This is a genomic window from Sphingobacterium sp. BN32 (assembly GCF_030503615.1).
Lineage (GTDB): Bacteria > Bacteroidota > Bacteroidia > Sphingobacteriales > Sphingobacteriaceae > Sphingobacterium.
In genome coordinates, this window is record NZ_CP129963.1 from 1,610,026 (window position 1) to 1,629,279 (window position 19,254).

The 19,254-nt window shown below is 39.5% G+C and carries 16 protein-coding genes and 1 tRNA gene; 6 read left to right on the forward strand and 11 right to left on the reverse strand.

The genetic code is table 11. The features are described from left to right. Nucleotides 1–14 precede the first annotated feature (14 nt). The 4 genes from truB to QYC40_RS06695 form a co-directional block, all read right to left on the reverse strand. On the reverse strand, nucleotides 15–743 hold the full coding sequence (gene truB, locus QYC40_RS06680; protein WP_301993140.1) for a tRNA pseudouridine(55) synthase TruB: 729 nt from the start codon (nucleotides 741–743) through the stop codon (nucleotides 15–17). A 290-nt stretch (nucleotides 744–1,033) separates the two neighbouring features. Next, the gene (locus QYC40_RS06685) at nucleotides 1,034–1,852 is read right to left on the reverse strand and encodes an undecaprenyl-diphosphate phosphatase (RefSeq protein ID WP_149526032.1); all 819 of its coding nucleotides are present in this window, start codon (nucleotides 1,850–1,852) and stop codon (nucleotides 1,034–1,036) included. 5 nt (nucleotides 1,853–1,857) lie between these two features. Next, nucleotides 1,858–2,109, reverse strand: a complete 252-nt coding sequence (locus QYC40_RS06690) for a DUF3098 domain-containing protein (protein ID WP_301993142.1) — start codon at nucleotides 2,107–2,109, stop codon at nucleotides 1,858–1,860. 23 nt (nucleotides 2,110–2,132) lie between these two features. Beyond that, entirely contained in the window at nucleotides 2,133–3,011 is an 879-nt protein-coding gene (locus QYC40_RS06695) for an ABC transporter permease (protein ID WP_260045287.1), read from the reverse strand. Nucleotides 3,012–3,232: 221 nt separating this feature from the next. Here QYC40_RS06695 and leuS point away from each other — a divergent pair, with 221 nt between their 5' ends. Both leuS and QYC40_RS06705 read left to right on the forward strand, forming a co-directional pair. Beyond that, nucleotides 3,233–6,016, forward strand: a complete 2,784-nt coding sequence (gene leuS, locus QYC40_RS06700) for a leucine--tRNA ligase (protein ID WP_301993143.1) — start codon at nucleotides 3,233–3,235, stop codon at nucleotides 6,014–6,016. Between the two features lie 390 nt (nucleotides 6,017–6,406). Next, nucleotides 6,407–6,730 (forward strand): hypothetical protein, encoded by a 324-nt coding sequence (locus tag QYC40_RS06705; protein ID WP_301993144.1) that lies wholly within the window; start codon nucleotides 6,407–6,409, stop codon nucleotides 6,728–6,730. A gap of 53 nt (nucleotides 6,731–6,783) precedes the next feature. Here the strand turns inward: QYC40_RS06705 and QYC40_RS06710 are convergent. The 5 genes from QYC40_RS06710 to xerD all read right to left on the reverse strand — a co-directional run bounded on the left by QYC40_RS06710 (nucleotide 6,784) and on the right by xerD (nucleotide 11,261). Continuing rightward, nucleotides 6,784–6,855 (reverse strand) — tRNA-Arg (locus tag QYC40_RS06710). 92 nt (nucleotides 6,856–6,947) lie between these two features. After that, entirely contained in the window at nucleotides 6,948–7,586 is a 639-nt protein-coding gene (locus QYC40_RS06715) for a hypothetical protein (RefSeq protein ID WP_301993145.1), read from the reverse strand. A 17-nt stretch (nucleotides 7,587–7,603) separates the two neighbouring features. Then, on the reverse strand, nucleotides 7,604–9,913 hold the full coding sequence (locus tag QYC40_RS06720) for a TonB-dependent receptor (protein ID WP_301993146.1): 2,310 nt from the start codon (nucleotides 9,911–9,913) through the stop codon (nucleotides 7,604–7,606). 41 nt (nucleotides 9,914–9,954) lie between these two features. Beyond that, nucleotides 9,955–10,248: a DUF2946 family protein gene (locus QYC40_RS18570; protein WP_367652324.1), complete on the reverse strand. Its 294-nt coding sequence runs from the start codon at nucleotides 10,246–10,248 to the stop codon at nucleotides 9,955–9,957. A gap of 119 nt (nucleotides 10,249–10,367) precedes the next feature. Then, nucleotides 10,368–11,261, reverse strand: a complete 894-nt coding sequence (gene xerD, locus QYC40_RS06725) for a site-specific tyrosine recombinase XerD (protein WP_301993147.1) — start codon at nucleotides 11,259–11,261, stop codon at nucleotides 10,368–10,370. Nucleotides 11,262–11,374: 113 nt separating this feature from the next. On the opposite strand from xerD, the gene QYC40_RS06730 reads away from it, so the two are divergent. Beyond that, nucleotides 11,375–14,236 carry a pitrilysin family protein gene (locus tag QYC40_RS06730; protein ID WP_301993149.1) on the forward strand — a complete coding sequence of 954 codons (2,862 nt, stop codon included), beginning with the start codon at nucleotides 11,375–11,377 and terminating at the stop codon, nucleotides 14,234–14,236. 62 nt (nucleotides 14,237–14,298) lie between these two features. Here the strand turns inward: QYC40_RS06730 and QYC40_RS06735 are convergent, their stop codons facing one another. Both QYC40_RS06735 and lysS read right to left on the reverse strand, forming a co-directional pair. Next, nucleotides 14,299–14,691 carry a hypothetical protein gene (locus QYC40_RS06735; protein ID WP_301993150.1) on the reverse strand — a complete coding sequence of 131 codons (393 nt, stop codon included), beginning with the start codon at nucleotides 14,689–14,691 and terminating at the stop codon, nucleotides 14,299–14,301. Between the two features lie 186 nt (nucleotides 14,692–14,877). Next, nucleotides 14,878–16,596 carry a lysine--tRNA ligase gene (gene lysS / locus QYC40_RS06740; RefSeq protein ID WP_301993151.1) on the reverse strand — a complete coding sequence of 573 codons (1,719 nt, stop codon included), beginning with the start codon at nucleotides 16,594–16,596 and terminating at the stop codon, nucleotides 14,878–14,880. A 347-nt stretch (nucleotides 16,597–16,943) separates the two neighbouring features. On the opposite strand from lysS, the gene QYC40_RS06745 reads away from it, so the two are divergent. From QYC40_RS06745 to tpiA, 3 genes are all read left to right on the forward strand, one after another. Beyond that, nucleotides 16,944–17,192 (forward strand): type B 50S ribosomal protein L31, encoded by a 249-nt coding sequence (locus QYC40_RS06745; protein ID WP_094256557.1) that lies wholly within the window; start codon nucleotides 16,944–16,946, stop codon nucleotides 17,190–17,192. 81 nt (nucleotides 17,193–17,273) lie between these two features. Continuing rightward, the gene (locus QYC40_RS06750) at nucleotides 17,274–18,476 is read left to right on the forward strand and encodes a putative sugar nucleotidyl transferase (protein WP_301993152.1); all 1,203 of its coding nucleotides are present in this window, start codon (nucleotides 17,274–17,276) and stop codon (nucleotides 18,474–18,476) included. A gap of 10 nt (nucleotides 18,477–18,486) precedes the next feature. After that, nucleotides 18,487–19,254, forward strand: a complete 768-nt coding sequence (gene tpiA / locus QYC40_RS06755) for a triose-phosphate isomerase (protein WP_301993153.1) — start codon at nucleotides 18,487–18,489, stop codon at nucleotides 19,252–19,254.

The window sequence follows — 19,254 nt, forward strand, 5'->3', positions numbered from 1 at the left end:
ATGATATATGCTTCTTATTTGTGTAATTCTAAGCTTTTGTTTTTCTGAATGATCGCTATCAATTCGGTCAGCTCCCATGCATTATTAACGTCGAAGTCTCCACTTTTTGTTCTTCGCAGACTGGATAGATGAGCTCCTACGCCCAATTTCTCTCCAAAGTCATTGGCAATGGATCGGATGTATGTGCCCTTGCTACATCTTATCCTAAAATGTACGATGGGAAGCACTACATTGACAACTTCAAATGCGGAGATACTTACCTTTCTAGCCTTCAGTTCAACTTCTTCGCCACGACGAGCTTTCTCATAAACGCGTTCTCCACCTATCTTAATTGCGGAGTGTGCCGGCGGATACTGTTCCTGTTCGCCAAGAAAAGTCGCCGCAACTTCATGAACTTGCTGTTCGCTTATGTGGCTGATATCTGAAGTGTTTTCGATTTCGGTTTCAAGGTCATACGACGGTGTGGTCGCTCCAATAGTAAAGGTACCGATATATTCCTTATCCTCGGCTTGAAAAGTGTCAATTTGTTTGGTCATTTTCCCGGTACAAACAATCAACAAACCTGTGGCTAAGGGGTCGAGTGTTCCGGCATGGCCAACTTTCAATTTTAATGGTTTCAAGCTGTTTCTTAATTTTCCGACAACGTCGAAGCTTGTCCAGGTGAGGGGTTTGTCGATCAACAACAATTCTCCTTGTGCAAAATTAAAATCCGTATGCTCGTTTAACTTACTCGTGTTCTCCATTCCGTTTATTGATGAGCTTCCTGACTATCTTATTGTTTGTTGTCGTATTTGGATATTCGTATAATGACAATTTTCGTTTAGGAAACTTTAAATTTTCTGCAAAAATAAGAATATTATTCGGATGTATTTGATTTAATTGTGGCTTGTATGTCAGGATCGGTGATTGTTAGGGTAGAAATTCAGATTTGCTCAGCATTTCAAGCTTGGGAAGCACTTATACAGACCTATACAGACCAAAACAACAATAGCCGCTATTTAGCGGCTATCCTGTATATTTTAATTGTTAAATTTTATTGTTGGTTCCAAAAGAATACCAATAGAAAAATACCAATGATGATTCTATACCATCCCCAGAATTTAAAACCGTATTTGGTCAATACGCTGATAAATGTTTTTACGGCAATCATCGCTACAACGAAGGCGACTACATTTCCAATAATGAATACGATGATATTCTCATTGCTTGCCATAATCATTTCATAGCCTTTTTGCGCTTGCGCAGTTCCCTCACCCCATGTTTTTACAAAGATGGAGTAAACCGTCACGGCGAGCATGGTCGGTACAGCAAGGAAGAAAGAGAACTCTGCTGCTGCTTTACGATCTAAGCCCTGCGTAAGACCACCAATGATGGATGCTGCAGAACGTGATGTGCCGGGCATCATGGCTAAACATTGCCAAAAACCAATGATTAATGCTTTTTTGATAGGGATTTGCTTTTCATCTGTAATTGTCGGGTTCTTGAACCATTTGTCAACGAATAATAATATTACACCGCCTAATACTAATACCGCGGATATAGCAACCTGATTGCCTAATACAGCTTCGATTTTATCATCGAATAGCTTGCCTAATACTAATGCTGGTATCACGGCGATTGCTAGCTTTAGGTATAAATTTAGATTCTTCAGGTCGAAAAACTTCCTCCAGTATAACACGACAATGGAAAGAATGGCCCCAAACTGTATAGACACTTGGAACATCTTTAAGTATTCGCTTTCTTCCATCCCCATGAGGGCGGCAGTAAAGCCCATATGGGCGGTTGACGAAATAGGTAAGTATTCGGTTAATCCTTCAACGATAGCAAGGATAATGGCTTCAAAATAATTCATCCTTTTTAGTTTGCTTTGTTGTTTTTAGGTTTATAAAGAATAGCTACAAATCCTAAAGCAAAACCCAATACAACCACAAGTGGAGCAAGTGTAATTTTGGTAAAGCTATAGATATCTTCGGTACCCATCATTAAAATAAAACCTATTGCTACTACAACAATAGCAAGGATAAATAATTGATAGTTTATTTTCTGGAATACAAACTGCCCTTTAGCAGTTTCTGTGTTGTTTACTTTTTTCTTAACTGTTTGGCTCATTATATGAAGATTAACAATTGATATTATCGGTATAGACTAGCTGATTTTGCACGTAAGTACTTCGTAACAGCAAAATAAGTGCTCGCTGCGGCAATTAGAATTCCTAATGCAATAACGAATACGAAGATAACAGCAAACTCATACCAGTTGCGTAGGATTACTAATTCTGGGATTTGCTTTTGCGCAAAATGCAGGGTGATCACTAAAAGAAGAATCGCGATTAAAGAACCGATCAGTCCATGCGCAATTCCATACATGATGTAAGGACGACGGATGAAATTCTTAGTTGCACCAATAAGCTGCATACTCTTAATCAAGAAGCGCTGCGAGTAAATCGCTAATCGGATGGTGTTATTTATCAATGCCACTGCGATAATCAAAAGAATAGCGGTAAAAGCTAGAATAACGATACTGATGATACGGATGTTCTTGTTCACCATGTCGATCAAGGATTCTTGGTAGACAACCTCTTTAATACGACTGTTTTTACCTACTTTATCAATAAAGGTTTGAATGCTGTCGCTATTCGCGTACTGTTCCTTTAAGTAGATATCAACCGATGGAAGGAGTGGGTTGTGCCCCAGGTATTCAACGAAGTCTTCGCCTAGGTCTTCTTTCAAATTCTTTGCCGCAAGTTCCTTGCTCACATACTCCGAGCGAAGTACATAAGGGTCTTTTTCTAAATCTTTCTGTAGCGTCAATACATCACCCTCGCTTACATTATCATTCACGATAACATTTAATACGATGTTTTCTTTAACGTAACGGGAGAGGTTTTTGGCATGGACGAGTATTAATCCTAAAAGACCAGTCATCAATAGCACGAGTGCAATACTGATTACTGTAGAAACATATACCGATTTTGTTTTTTTTCTTGGTGAACCCTGTTCGATCACTGACATATAGTAGTTTTAATTTACTGATGCGAAAGTACATAATTCATGGCATACCTAGAATAGTTAATGTAATAAAAGCATTAAGCATTCCCTGATACGAATAATTTCCCTTCACTTAAATTCTAACAACGAATATCAGAATTTATTGTATAGAATAAAAAACTTTTGTGCTTTATTAGGCTAAAATCGCTATTTTCGCATCTCTTATATATTTCTTACATACAATCATGGAGTATAATCATCAATCTATTGAGCAAAAGTGGCAAAAGTATTGGGCAGACCATCAAACCTTTAAAACAGAGGAGTCTACAGAAAAGCCTAAATATTATGTTCTTGACATGTTTCCTTATCCTTCCGGAGCGGGATTGCACGTAGGGCACCCACTTGGCTACATTGCTTCAGATATTTTTTCACGTTATAAACGCCTTAAAGGTTTCAATGTGCTGCACCCGATGGGGTATGATTCCTTCGGTTTGCCTGCTGAACAATATGCGATTCAGACTGGTCAACATCCAGCGATTACCACAGAAACAAATATCCAACGCTATCGTGAGCAATTAGATAATATTGGTTTCTCTTTTGATTGGAGCCGCGAGGTCCGCACTTCCAATCCAGACTATTACCGTTGGACACAATGGATTTTTATGCAAGCTTTCGATGCTTGGTACAATAAAACAAGCGACAAAGCGGAGTCTATCGCTTCGTTGAAGGAACATTTTCAAACTAAGGGTTCTGAAGGCATATTTGCGGAGTCCGATGAGGATGTATTATCTTTTACAGCAGAGGAATGGAATGCATTTTCTGAAGAGGAGCAACAGACGGAATTATTGAAATACCGTTTAGCTTACTTGCGTGAAAGTACCGTGAACTGGTGTCCGGCTTTAGGAACGGTGTTGGCGAACGATGAGGTAATTAATGGAGTTTCCGAGCGTGGAGGGTTTCCTGTAGAGCAGAAGAAAATGATGCAATGGTCTATGCGCATTACTGCGTATGCAGACCGTTTGTTGAGAGGATTGGATACCATCGATTGGCCGGAACCATTGGTGGAAATGCAACGTAACTGGATCGGTAAATCCGTAGGGGCAAGTGTTAAATTCCCAGTGCCTCAGCTAAATGAGAATATCGAAGTGTTCACGACACGTGTTGACACCATTTTTGGTGTTAGCTTCGTTGTTTTAGCTCCCGAGCATGAGTTAGTTTCCTCTTTAACTACAGATGAACAACGTTCTGAAGTTGAATCATATATAGATAAGACTTCGAAGAAATCGGAGCTAGATCGTATGGCTGATGCGAAAACCGTATCTGGCGCATTTACGGGTTCTTATGCGAAGCATCCAATCACCGGTGAGGATGTACAAATATGGATTGCTGACTATGTATTAGCAAGTTATGGTACGGGCGCTGTTATGGCTGTTCCATCGGGCGATCAACGTGATTACCTATTTGCGAAGCATTTCAACTTGCCTATCATCCCTATTTCTGATTCACAAGATATTTCAGAAGCAGCGGATCCGAATAAGGATGGAAAATACATCAATTCTGATTTTATCAATGGCATGACGTATCAAGAGGCAGTACCTGCCTTGATCGAACGCTTAGAGTCCTTAAAATTGGGAAAAGCGAAAATAAACTTCCGTATGCGTGATGCGATTTTTGGTCGTCAGCGTTATTGGGGGGAACCGGTTCCGGTATATTTCAAAAACAATCTTCCTTATTTGATCAAAGAAGAGGAACTTCCATTATTGCTTCCTGAGGTAGATAAGTATTTGCCTACGGAGACTGGAGAGCCTCCTTTAGGTCGCGCCGAGGGCTGGAAGTATCAGGATGAATACGAGTACGAATTGAGTACGATGCCAGGCTGGGCGGGTTCTTCATGGTACTGGTTCCGTTACATGGATCCTAAAAATGAGCATGAGTTTGCTTCGCCGGACGCCGTAGAATATTGGAAAGCTGTTGACTTATATATTGGTGGTTCTGAGCATGCTACGGGTCACTTATTGTACTCACGCTTCTGGAATAAGTTCTTGAAAGACATGGGCTATCACAATGAGGAGGAGCCCTTCAAGAAATTAATCAACCAAGGCATGATTCAAGGACGTTCGAACTTCGTATATCGCTTATTAGATGATGAAGGTCGCGGAACGAATATATTTGTGTCTTTAGGTTTAAAAGATCAGTATAACACGGTACCATTGCATGTGGATGTAAATATTGTTCACAACGATGTACTTGATTTAGAAAAGTTCAAAGAATTTAGACCTGACTTTGCTAAGGCTGAGTTTATCTTAGAAAACGGCAAGTACATTTGCGGTACTGAAGTAGAAAAGATGTCGAAATCAAAATTCAACGTAGTCAATCCAGATGATATCATTAGTCAATATGGTGCGGATACGCTGCGTTTGTATGAGATGTTTTTAGGTCCTTTGGAGCAAGCTAAACCATGGAATACCAATGGGATAGAAGGGGTATATAAATTTTTACGTAAGGTATGGCGCTTGTTCCATGATGCAGAAGGTAACTTCCAGGTTTCGGATGAGGAGCCTAGCAAAGCGGAATATAAAGCATTACATAAGATCATCAAAAAGGTAGAGGAAGATATTGAGCGTTTTTCTTTTAATACCTCAGTATCTGCATTCATGATCTGTGTGAATGAGTTAACGGATTTAAAATGTAATAAGCGTAAAATTCTTCAAGACTTGATTATTGTTTTGGAATCCTATGCACCACATATTACCGAGGAACTTTGGAGCTTATTAGGAAACGCGCCTGGAACAATCTCATATGCGGAATATCCTAAATTCAACCCAGAGTACCTAGTAGAGAGTGAATTCGCTTATCCTGTCTCGATCAATGGCAAAATGAAGATGAATCTTCCACTTGCATTAGATCTTGACCAATCTGCAGTTGAGGCTATCCTTAAGGAGAATGCCGATGTACAGAAGTATATCGACGGAAAGCCTGTTAAGAAGATTATCTTCGTGAAAGGTAAGATTATTAATATTGTGGTTTAGATATTAGACATTAGATATCAGATATAAGAGCGTTGCGGAAGTAGCGCTCTTTTTTGGTTTTAGAGGTTAGGTTTTAGATTCAAGAGTGTTGTTTGGGACTTTGGTTTAGGAAGGAAAAATTTGTTTTGAACCTTTGGTTTAAACAACGATCCTAATAATCTTTGTATCCTTCCTTTCCTGGTTCAGACGAACGTTAAAGAGAAAATGATAATCGTGCTTGTTCCTGCTTATCTTTAAATCCTTCCTTTTCTGGTTCAAAGACATCTATAGTGTCTAATATCCCACCAAAATCTAATGTCTTATATCTAAAATCTAAAATAACTACTACTTTAAACCTAACGAATTGCTAAAAGTCAAACGATAAAATAATCTATTATTCAATTCTATATTATGAAGTTTCAAATCGTTTTTTGCGCCAGTTTAGCGTTTATTCTGCTGGGTTCTTGTTCTGCTTATCAATTTTCGGTAATGAATAATGAAAAGATGAAGAGGCTTGATCTAGGCATGAGCAAATCTGAAGTTTCCGGCATTTTAGGGCAGGAGTACACCATTTCTAAAAAAGGGGTTGTCGATCAAGATACCTTGGAAGTTATCTCTTATCGGAACTTTCCTTATGACGACGAATTCTATCTATTTCAATTTCGGAACAATAGATTGGAAAAATGGGAGCGGGAGTTTCAAATAAGACCGGTAGTAGAGAAAAGTAAGGATTAGATGAAATTGAAAATATAAAAAGGACTTTCCGTTTTGGAAAGTCCTTTCTTTAGTGCCCGCGGCGAGATTCGAACCCACATCGTCAGAACCGGAATCTGATATTCTATCCATTGAACTACGCAGGCGGCAAGCCAAAAATAATATAATTTTTGAGTTTTACACAACAATAGGCTGCCGAATTCGGCAACCTATTGATTTTTAATTGCCTTAATTAAGCTTAATGACCATGCCCGCTGTGGTCATCTGCTACTAGATGCGTTTCAAACTTCACATCAATATCATTTGCACCGCCGAATTTAGCGAAATCTATATTTTGAATGTCTTTCTCGACATCTATACTTTCTTTCACTTTAGGGTTTAAATGACGCATGATATAACGCCAGTTGAACGACTCGCTTGCTTTCAACACGGTGATATAGCCTACAGTTCCAACTTTTACTTTTGTTTTATCTTCTTTCTTATCGGCGTAGATAATTTTTAATGCGTCTGCAGGCGCTCCAATCCAGAATGCGAAGTGTTGGTCGTCACGATCGATGAATGTTTTTTGGCTTTGACGGCCCGCAAAATCAAAAACTCTTAATTCAAAACGGTAAGTTTTGCCTACTTCAAGGTGCATGTGTGCTCCAACTGGAGGAAGGAATTGCTCGCCCTCGAAGACGATACTATCTTTTTCTTGTCCGGCGAAGTCGTTGTAATGAAAATGATCTCCGTGTGCTTCTACTTCCACTTCTGTAAAAACTAATCTTGCTGATCCTACTTCTTCTTGGTCAACCACAGGGATCGGATCATCTTTGGAACAAGAATTTAAAGTTATTAAAGCGATAATAGCAGATGCGATATATTTACTGATTTTCATGGTATTAAGTTTTATTTTTAAAATTTATAACTAATTGATAATTTGATATTTCTTCCTGGACGATGCGCATAATAGCGGAATCGATCCATATAGTCTTTGTATTCGGTATTTAATAAGTTTTCTACAGCTAACGAGCTTGTTAATTTGTTATTTTGTATTTGAAAAGTTCTGCTGGCATGCAAGTGGAATAGGTGATATGCTGCTGGTGGAGCAATAAAGTCAGCTCCTTCAGCATAGCGATTCTGCTTAGCGATGAATTCATGTGTTAGCTTCAAATAGGTTGTACTTTCTGTGTCGATAGTCCATTGAAAAGCATGTGAAAGCCTATCGGATGGAATATAAGGGAGGTAAGTATCCAAACTTGTATTTTTCGCTCTAACCAAACTGCCTTGCAGCTGATAATCGAAAAGTTGGTTTATTTTCCAGTTCGCATTGACATCGACTCCATAAAAAAGGCTGTTGTGCTGTTCGTAGCTAAACACCGGAAATGTTCCACGAATGGTTTGGCGAACAGAGTCCGGGTTTGGCGTTGCGTAGATATAGTTCGAAATGTATTGTACAAATCCATCGATGTCTATATTCCAGTTGTCCGCGCGTCTACTGATAGAATTGACCCATTTATAGCCTTGCTCTGCTTTAAGATTCAAGTTTCCTATTTCATAGATCCCTGCGCCATGATGCACTCCGTCGCTATATAGTTCATTTGCTGTTGGAGCACGCCAAGCTAACCCGATATTGGATTTGAAAGTCCACTGTTGATTAATGGCATAGCGAAGACCTAAGGAACCCGATACATTGTGGAAATCGCGAACGTCCTCCATCAGATATTGTTGAGGCGTACTTCCGGTTTGTTCCGTGTACTGATAACGATATCCAGCAGCATCAAAGTGCTTGAAATCATAACGCCAGCCTGCTTCTAGGTTGATTTTATTGAAAGCAAATTCGTGAATACCAAAAACTCCAAATCCGTAGCTATCATAATTTGGAATAATTGGCGTCGTACCTGTTCCTTCTACATTGTTGTTTACTTGGCTAACAGCAGATATACCAAATGAATGCTGCTTGCGTTTCATAAGTATTTCGAGCTGTTGGGTCGACAATAACATATCCGACATTGGTACATCATCTGCAACTGCTCGACGCATATCGAATTCCTTACGATGATTTCTCTGCCAGGAATACTGTGCATCCAGCTTCCATTCGTTCTGAAATTGGTATTGGTATTTTAGTCTTGCAAGCTGATGATCTACCTTTTGTTTAGGTGCTGCGATATCATATGTAAATCCGTAATCCTCTAAAGGTTTTCCATGCTCTATTCTTGCAAAAATATCATCGATTGTTCCAATATGGGCGCCATAGAAAATACCTATTTGAGTCGCAAATCGCGAATAGAAAACATCCCATTTGTGATTGTTTTTTTGGTACTGCAATACAGTGCTCCAATTTAATTCCTCTGCGCCGGTATTTCCTAAATAATAGTTTGCGGTTTTGCTGTTTCCGAGTTTCTTACCGGATGTTTGCAAACGCCAGGCAAGATTGGGGATTGCAGCGATTCCGCCTTCAATTTCCGCATTAAGCGAACCGCCTCTGCCGTTACTCTGTCCGATTAGATCTATACGCCCTTGCGGATGTTCGGGGTTGATAGGTTCGGATTTAGCAATCAGTACACCGCCTAATGCATCTGCACCGTATCTTACGGCCTGTGCACCCTTAATAACCTCGAATTGATCGGCTGAGAAAGCATCCAATTCCGGAGCATGTTCGGCACCCCATTGTTGACTTTCCAGTTTTACCCCTTGATTCAATAATAGGATTCTATTGCTGTGTAAACCATTGATGATTGGTTTGGCGATTGTCTGTCCGGTTTTTAATAAAGTGACCCCCGCAAGATTTGAAAATACTTCTGCGGCAAGTTTGCCTTTGCTTTCTTCAATTTGTTTTTGATTAAGCTTATGCTGTACGGCAGAAACTTGTTCTTGTTGACTTGCTTGAACGGTCACACTATCCAATTCAGTTGTTTTCTGAACCAGGTGAATATGCAGAACACTATCTTTCGAAAGATTGATCCGTTGGGTATAGTCATGAAAGCCTAATGCACTTATTTTAAGTCTATAGGTTTTCTTCGGATCTAAACCTCCGATAAAAAAAGAGCCTTCATGATTAGATTTTGTCTGTCTGTCGGCGTCCGTAAGACTTACTGTTGCATTAGATAGTGGTTGATGATTCTCATCAGCGACCAGGCCACGTAAGATGGCCGATGTATTTGTCTGTGCTCCGCCTGATATAGAAATCAGGATGGCAAACACAGTCAAAAGGTATTTTGACATGTAAGATTACATTAAACTTTAATGGATTTTGTGATTACTCGTTAGCTATTTTCCGAAGCAGGGGGTGCTCTTAAGCCTTTTGAGAAATACCGTTTAATAATTACCTGTGACGGCAAGTCTGTCGATAAACTTACCTTTTTCTCGAATTCTCCAGGATTACTTTCCCATGAATACGTAGGAGATTGCGAGATGAGTTGATGATAATATAGAAAACAGTATGTACAATCATCATGCTGATGGTCTGCATGCTCATCTGATGGAGAATGATGATGGCAATGCTCGGCATGTTCATGTGAATGCTCATGTTGATGAGCAAGCATAAAACCAAAAGACATAGACAGAACGAGCAACCAGAGGCTGGCTATCGATGTTCGGAAATGTCTAATGATGTTTATCACGCTGCAAATATACAGCAAATGCAATCTAGTTGCAAATTAAAATATACAAAGTTGCATTAAGAGCGAGGATGGTATTGGGTTATGACGCTTTGAAGATAGTCTTTATCGATATGTGTATAGATTTCCGTAGTGGTAATACTTTCATGTCCCAACATATCTTGCACGGCGCGTAAATCAGCTCCTCCTTCTACCAAATGAGAAGCAAAGCTATGACGGAAGGTATGCGGACTAATTTCTTTCTGCAGATTGATTTTTGCGGCGAGATCTTTAATGATGATGTAGATCATTACTCGGGATAGGGCGGCACCTCGTCGGTTTAAGAATACGTAATCCTCATGGCCTGCTTTGACGGGAGAATGTACTCTGACCTCATTTAAGTATATTTTCAGATATTGGATTGCCTGTTGTCCAATTGGAATCAGACGCTCCTTATTACCTTTTCCCTCTACCTTAATAAACTCTACATCTAAGAAAAGGTTAGAACGCTTGAGGTTGCATAGTTCAGAAACGCGTAAGCCACAACCATAAAGGACCTCGAGGATCGCCTTATTCCGCATTCCCTCGGGACTAGATAAATCAATAGCGGCAATTAATCGATCGATTTCTTCGATTGAAAGCACCGAAGGTAGCTTGCGTGTTATGCGTGGTGCTTCGATAAGCTCAGCGGGATTAGTTTGGTAATCATACTCGATTTGCAAGAATTTGAAAAAGGTTTTAATTCCGGAGAGTATGCGCGCTTGTGAGTAGGTTGAAATGGAAAATTCGTTAATCCACAGTAAAAAGTTTTGTAACTCTTTTGTTGTAATGTGAGGGATTGTTATTTCGTGTAATTCGCAATAATGCTGGAGTTTCAGAACGTCGTTCTGGTAAGCTTCTATGCTGTTTTCAGCTAAACCGCGTTCTAAGAGTAAGTAGCGTTTAAAGTCTCTATTTACGGTATCCCAATTCATGTGTTAAATATATGTAATTTATTCTGAATGATATTAATGTTGTTTTAATACTAAATAAATTGTCGTAGATTGGTCTCGGTAAAAATCAGTAACCATTCAGATAAATTATTTTTATGAAAATTTTAAAACCATTGGCTCTGGCCTTTTTGTTGCCTTTTACTGCGGAAGTTGCAACGGCTTATGAGTCAAGTCCCTTAATCACAGAGGCGAAAGTCATACTTCAAAAAGACTCCCTGAAATGGGATACTAAGCTTCCTTTCGACAATGAGGTTAAAACTGGAACATTGAAAAATGGTTTTCAGTATTATATACGTAAAAACGTCGAGCCGGAGAAACGCGTGACGATGTATTTAGCGGTCAAGGTCGGTTCTATCGTAGAAACTGAGAAAGAGTTAGGACTAGCACATTTCTTGGAACACATGAACTTTAACGGACTAAAGCATTTTCCAAAAAATGAATTAGTTGATTATTTGCAAAAAGCAGGCGTTCGCTTTGGATCAGATTTAAATGCATACACCGGATTTGATGAAACAGTTTACCAACTCCCAATTCCATCGGATGATCCTGAATTGTTGAAGAATGGTCTTCAAGTAATGCGCGACTGGGCCCAGGATGCGATGTTAGAAGATAGCGAAATCAATAAAGAACGTGGTATCATCATGGAAGAGATGCGTGGTGGCCGTGGCGCTATGCAGCGCATGCGCGATCAGTTCTTGAAAGTGTTAGTAAATGGTTCTCGCTATGCCGACCGCTTACCGATCGGTACAGAAGAAGTCGTGATGAACTTTGATCCTAAAGTAATTCGTCAGTTTCACCAAGATTGGTATCGTCCGGATTTACAGTCGATTATCGTAGTTGGTGATGTTGATCCTGTTTATATTGAAAGTGAAATCAAGCGTTTGTTTTCAGACATGCGCGTAAATTCGAAATCGAAAGAGCGCACGAAATATAAGATTGATTTGCTTAATCAAAATCAATTCATCAAAGTGACGGATCCTGAAATGACCTACACGATCGGACAGATTCTTATTAAACATCCGGAAGATAAAGTGAATACAGTAGGAGACTACCGTCGTTCATTGATGAAGGCAGTATATAACCAGATGATTAATTCTCGTTTAGGCGAGTTGAGTCAATCTGCGAATCCTCCATTTATCCAAGGGGGAATTGATATTGGTGAATTTATGGGAGGTTTAGATAACCTTTCGGCATTTTTCGTTTCCAAGCCTGGACAGTTTGAAGAGGGCTTTAAATCTTTGGTTCGTGAGCTAGACCGCGTGGACAAGTTTGGATTTACAGCTACTGAGTTTCAGCGTGCTATTACAGCATTGAATAAAAACAACGAAACAGCCTATACTGAGCGCAGCAAAAAGAAGTCTGATAGTTATGTAAATACCTATCTTGATCATTTCTTGAACAATGGTCCCGCTTTAAGTAACGAAGATAAATATCAAATTACTAAGCAATTATTGCCGAGCTTAACTTTGAAAGGGGTTGAAGCAATTGGTCAAAAATACTATGTTGACACGAACCGTGATGTTGTAATCTTAGCACCAGATGCAGAGAAAGATAAATTGCCTGACGAGCAAACTGTAAACTCTTGGTTTGGTGATGTTGATAACGAACAATTGACGGCTTATGATGATAAAGTTTCTGATTTACCTATGCTTTCTAAAGAGCCGGTGAAAGGAAGCATCAAGTCGGAAAAATCTATCGATAAAATTAATACGAAGGAGTTTGTTTTGAGCAATGGGGTTAAAGTTGTTCTTAAACCAACGACGTTCAAGAACGATGAGATTCTAATTAATGCATTTAGTCCAGGTGGTACTTCACTTTATTCGGATGCTGAATACATGTCTGCATCATTTGCCGGTAATCTAATCAATTCAAGTGGTATTGGACAGTTGAATACGTTCGAATTGCAAAAGTACTTAACAGGCAAGGATGTAAACATTAGCCCGTATATCAATGAGCGTTCGGAAGGTATCTCTGGAAGCACAGATAAGGAAGGCCTGAAAACGGCATTCGAAATGATCTATGGTTATTTTACGGAACCTAGAATTGAAAGCGATGTATTCCAAGGTATCATTAGCAAGCAATTGAACATGCTAGCGAATAGAGACAATGATCCTAACTTTGTTTACTCAAAGGCTACGATGAATGCCTTATACGGTAATAACATTCGTCGTACGCCATATGGCAAAGAAGAGTTAGAGAAGGTATATCAAGAGCGTGCCTTGGAAATCTACAAAGATAGATTTGCAGACGCTTCGGACTTTACTTTCGTCATCGTTGGTTCAGTAACAGAGGACGAAATCAAACCGTACTTGGAGAACTATCTTGCTGCACTACCTACAACCTCGCGCAAAGAATCGGCTAAAGATTTAGGAATTTACGAGCCTGCAAAAGGTAAAGACGTTGTTGTAAATAAAGGGAAAGAGGCAAAAGCAAATGTTCGTCTATCGATCTATGGCGACTATACATACAATGACATGGAGAATGTTAATATGGATGCGCTAGAGAAAGTATTGTCGACTCGTTTGTTGGAGCGCTTGCGCGAAGAGGAGAGTGGAGTTTATGGTACTGGTGCGCGCGCAGGATACTCTAAAAACCCTAAGCCTCGCTATAGTATTCATGTTTCCTTCGGAACGAGCGTTGATAAATACCAATCATTAATTGCTTCAGCTTTAGATGAATTTAAGAAGATTAAAGCTAATGGACCATCGCAAGTTGATTTAGATAAATTCAAGATTGAGGAGAAACGTCAATTGGAATTGAGTCTTAAAGAAAACGGATTCTGGATGAGTCAATTACTTTCGGCTTACCAACTGAACGAAGATCCAACGTATATAACTCGTTATTTAAATGATCTTGACAAGGTCACTGTTAAATCTGTTAAAGATGTGGCGAACAAATATCTGAAAGAAGATCGCTTGTTTAAGTTTATCTTATTGCCAGATGCTCCTGCAAAATAGCAACAATTAAAATTGACCGATTAATCGGGTATAATAAGGGCTGTCAAACGACAGCCCTTTTTTTATTCTTTCATTTTCACAAATGTTTGATTAAAGCAATCATAGCATTGTTCATTCATGAGAAGTAAACTGTCTTTTCTATAAATGGATGTTTTATGCTCTCCGTTATGGATCAACCATTCCATTTTTTGCGATTCTATAACTTTACCTAATTGGAGGTTGTAGGGAATTGCTCTTTGCAGCTCACCATCTGTATATGTGAATATGCTGTCTTTTGTTATCTGAAGATGAATTTGTTTGCCGGTCGATTCCGGAGTGGTTGTTGTTCCAGCAAATCCTCCAGTAGTTATTGTCCAACGCCAGTTACCTTCAATTTTAGGTTTCTTAGGACCATTTGAAGAGGTGCCACAGGCGAGGATTGTGCTCAGGAGAAATAATGGTATCATGTATTTCATATCATATCCTTTCGTTGATGATATGGATAAAAGTCTAAAACCGCCTATTTTGTTTGAAGGCAGGGTCGTTTAATCGGAGATTAATTGATTGTAATAAGCGGACCAAAAAAAGCCCCACAATTTGTGAGGCTTTATAATTACCTTGATTCGGAAACTTTACTTTACAGCAGCCGTTCTGCGCAGTATTTATGCAAACCAAGCAAGGACTTCGTCCTTCGTTGGCATAGTTATATCTAATTTCATTTTTTTACGCATTCCGCCCAGGTCATTGAAAACCTTGTTTGGATTGGCGTCTTTTAATGCTTCGATGGTATTGAAACCCATTTTTTGAAGTACCGGTACCCATCCTTCTGGAATTCCTAAAGCAACGTAGTCTGCTACCGACGCAACCTTAGCTACTTTTTCAGGACGCATTTGAGGGAAGAACAATACTTCTTGAATCGAAGGGTTATTCGTCAAGAACATGATTAGTCTGTCCATTCCGATTCCTAATCCTGAGGTAGGAGGCATTCCATATTCCAAAGCGCGTAGGAAATCCTGATCGATGAACATCGCTTCATCATCTCCTTTTTCTGAAAGTTTTAGTTGGTCTTCGAATCTTTCGCGTTGATCGATTGGGTCGTTCAGCTCAGAGTATGCATTTGCAATTTCCTTACCACATACCATGAGTTCGAAACGCTCTGTCAATTCTGGATTGTCGCGGTGTTTTTTCGTCAATGGCGACATTTCGATAGGGTAGTCTGTGATGAACGTTGGCTGGATGAAGTTTCCTTCACACTTTTCGCCAAAGATCTCATCGATCAATTTACCTTTACCCATTGTTTCATTTACCGCGATTCCCAAGCCTTTCGCAGCTTCACGAATCTCGTCTTCCGACTTGCCGGTAATATCAAAACCTGTGAATTGTTTGATTGCCTCAGTCATGCTAATACGAGGATATGGCGCTTTGAAGTCTACCTTATGTTCGTTGAATGTTGCTTGCGTCGTTCCGTTTACTGCTAATGCACAGTGCTCAAGAAGATTCTCGGTGAAATCCATCATCCAGTTGTAGTCTTTGTAAGCAACATAGATCTCCATGGCTGTAAACTCCGGATTATGCGTACGGTCCATTCCTTCGTTACGGAAGTTTTTAGAAAACTCGTAAACACCATCAAAGCCACCAACGATTAATCTCTTTAGGTAGAGTTCGTTTGCAATTCTCAGATACAATGGAATATCTAGCGCATTATGGTGTGTAATGAACGGACGTGCAGCAGCACCACCAGGAATCGATTGAAGGATAGGGGTTTCAACCTCCATATATCCTGCGTTGTTGAAATATTCGCGCATTGCATTATAGAGCTTCGTACGTTTTACAAAAATCTCTCTATTCTGTGCATTTACGATTAAATCCACATAACGCATGCGGTATCTTTGTTCTGGATCTGTAAAGGCATCAAATGTTTTACCATCCGCTTCTTTTACGATTGGAAGAGGGCGTAAAGACTTCGTCAATACTTTCAACTCTTCGACGTGTATACTGATCTCGCCCGTTTGCGTCGTGAATACATATCCTCTAATACCGACAATATCACCGATATCAAGAAGTTTTTTGAATACTGTATTGTAAAGGGTTTTATCTTCGGTAGGGCAGATGTCATCACGCTTTACATAAGCCTGGATACGCCCTGTGGAGTCTTGTAATTCAATGAAAGAAGCACTCCCCATTACACGACGACTCATGATACGCCCTGCAAATTGAATGTTCTTATAGTTGAGTTTATCTCTTTCGTAGTTTTCTAATATGTCTTCTGCCGTTGCATTAACGACAAATTCTTCGGCAGGAAAAGGGTTGATTCCTAGGTCGATCATCCCTTGTAGGTTTAGCCTGCGTTGTTGTTCTTGTTCTGATAATACGATACTCATTTTTTCTGAAATGTGTCTGTTTTTAAAGGCCAATAAGAAAATTTAATCTTCTTGGAATTTCGAAGGAAAACATGCAAGTTGTTTTTCGAACTTAAATTGACTGCAAAAGTAGGAAATTAGAACTACTTAATTGATATGGGAAGGCAAAAAAAGGAGATTTATATGCTATTTCGCTTGCGAAATCCAAAGCAATTTGCAATTTTTGCACGTTGAGTGCTCAGCGATAGAAAAGCAAAGGAATTTTATTAACACGATGTGGAATGAAATTTTATGGTTTTTTGTATTTGATGAAAAAATAAATTATCTTTGCACCTCAATTGTTGAATATATAGTAATCATAAGATAAAATGAAAAAAGATTTGCATCCATCGAACTACAGATTAGTTGTTTTCAAAGACATGTCTAACGACTACGCTTTCATCACTAAATCTTGTGTTGACACAAAAGAGACCATTACTTGGGAGGATGGTACTGAATATCCATTAGTGAAATTAGAGATTTCTCACACTTCACACCCTTTCTACACTGGTAAAATGAAATTAGTTGATACAGCAGGACGTATTGATAAATTCCGTAGCCGTTACAACAAGAAATAAGTTTTATTTCCTAAAAGAAATTAAAGAAGATCCCGATAACATTAGCTTATCGGGTTTTTTTATGTAATTTTATTTTAATTTATGTCTTATTCTATCGTATTATATGACAATGCCGAATGGCGTAGGCAATTGTTGCCTTTTTGTGCTGTACGGCCGGTTGGAAATCTGCGTGTCGGTATCTGTACGATAGATGAAAAGTGGCGCAGGATCTTCCAAAGTGAGGTTAGCTACTTGACTATAGATTATTTACAAGCCGCATTTCCGCTAGTTACTTCCGATACTTCATATAAGCTGGTTATAAAAGCGACAATTCTACCGTCAGATCATCTGCTGGAAGCGATTGATAGAATTTCTGTCGGAGAATATCTGCACCATCAAGGAGCGTGGGTCGCTGCAAAAACCGAAACACTTCCCAGCAGTTCTGATTTTAATTTTTCAGATCTTAAACCGGTGGCAGTAGATTTTGCCTTAGATGAACTTCAGTATCCGGAGGACATCTATCTGCACAATAAAAAACAATTGCTTTTTGATTTTAATCTGCTGACGAAAGGAAGAAGTTCAGCAAAACCGAGCGGTAATAATATGGTCTTTGGTGATTGGATTTTTGTCGAAGAAGGTGCTCAGGTTGAGGGCGTCAGTTTAAATAGCCTAAATGGGCCAATTTACATTGGAAGGGATGCCAACTTAGAGGAGGGCAGTTTTCTACGAGGTTATGTAGGAATTGGAGATAGAGCTCGAGTGAAAATGGGAGCTCGACTGTATGAGAATGTGTCTATAGGTCCTCGAAGCACTATCGGAGGTGAGGTGAATAATGCTGTTCTATGGGGGAACAGCGCGAAAGGTCATGACGGCTATCTCGGCTGTTCGGTAATTGGCGAAGGCTGCAATTTAGGAGCGGGTACAAGTAATTCGAACTTGAAGAATACCTGGAGCACAGTCAAATTATATGACTATTTTAGCGGTGAGATGCGAGATAGCAAGCAACTAAAATGTGGTCTGATGATGGGTGATTATGCGATGTCCGCTATCAATTCATCGTTTAATACTGGAACGGTGATTGGCGTTGGTGCTCAAATAGCATTGTCGAAATTTATTCCCAAATTTGTTCCAGATTTTAGTTGGTTAACTGACAAGACGTACAGCGACTACCAGTTGGATCGGTTTTTCAACATGTTGCAACGAAAGCAGGATGTTGGAGCTGGAAACCATTTATTAGATCAAGAAATTATAAAACGTGTTTACAAGGACACAGAAACTTTAAGAGTGCAATTAATCAACCATTAATATATAATTTATGCGTAAGAACATCGTAGCAGGAAACTGGAAAATGAACATGGACTATGAGCAAGGTGTGAGCCTTTTCTCAGAAATTGTGAACATGGTTAAAGATGAGGTAAGAGGAAATCAAGAAGTTGTAGTATGTAGTCCTTTTATTCATTTGCCGGCGTTAGCTAAATTAAGCGCTCCTGTAGCCAATGTGGCAATAGGTGCACAGAATATTCATCAAGCGGAATCAGGTGCTTTTACAGGCGAGATATCAGCTTCTCAAGTAAAATCTACTGGCGCGATTTATGTTATCTTAGGACACTCAGAACGCAGAGCTTATTTCGGCGAAACTGATGAGTTATTAGCTGAAAAAGTAGATGCAGCATTGAAACATGATTTGAAACCTATATTCTGTATTGGCGAAACAAAGGAAGAGCGCGAGTCTGGTTCTTTCTTCGATATCATCAACACGCAGCTAAGCAAAGGTTTATTTCATTTAAGCCCAGAGCAGTTTAAGTCTGTTGTTTTAGCCTACGAGCCAGTTTGGGCAATTGGAACAGGATTAACGGCTAGCCCAGAGCAAGCACAAGAGGTGCATGCTTTTATCCGCAAAACAGTTGCTGAAAAGTATGGTGATGCTATTGCTGATGACACAACTATCCTTTATGGTGGAAGTGCTAATCCATCCAATGCTCAAAGTTTATTCTCACAACCGGATATTGACGGTGGTCTAATTGGCGGTGCATCTTTGAAATCTCGCGATTTCTTACAAATTATTAGTGTATTTAACGCATAA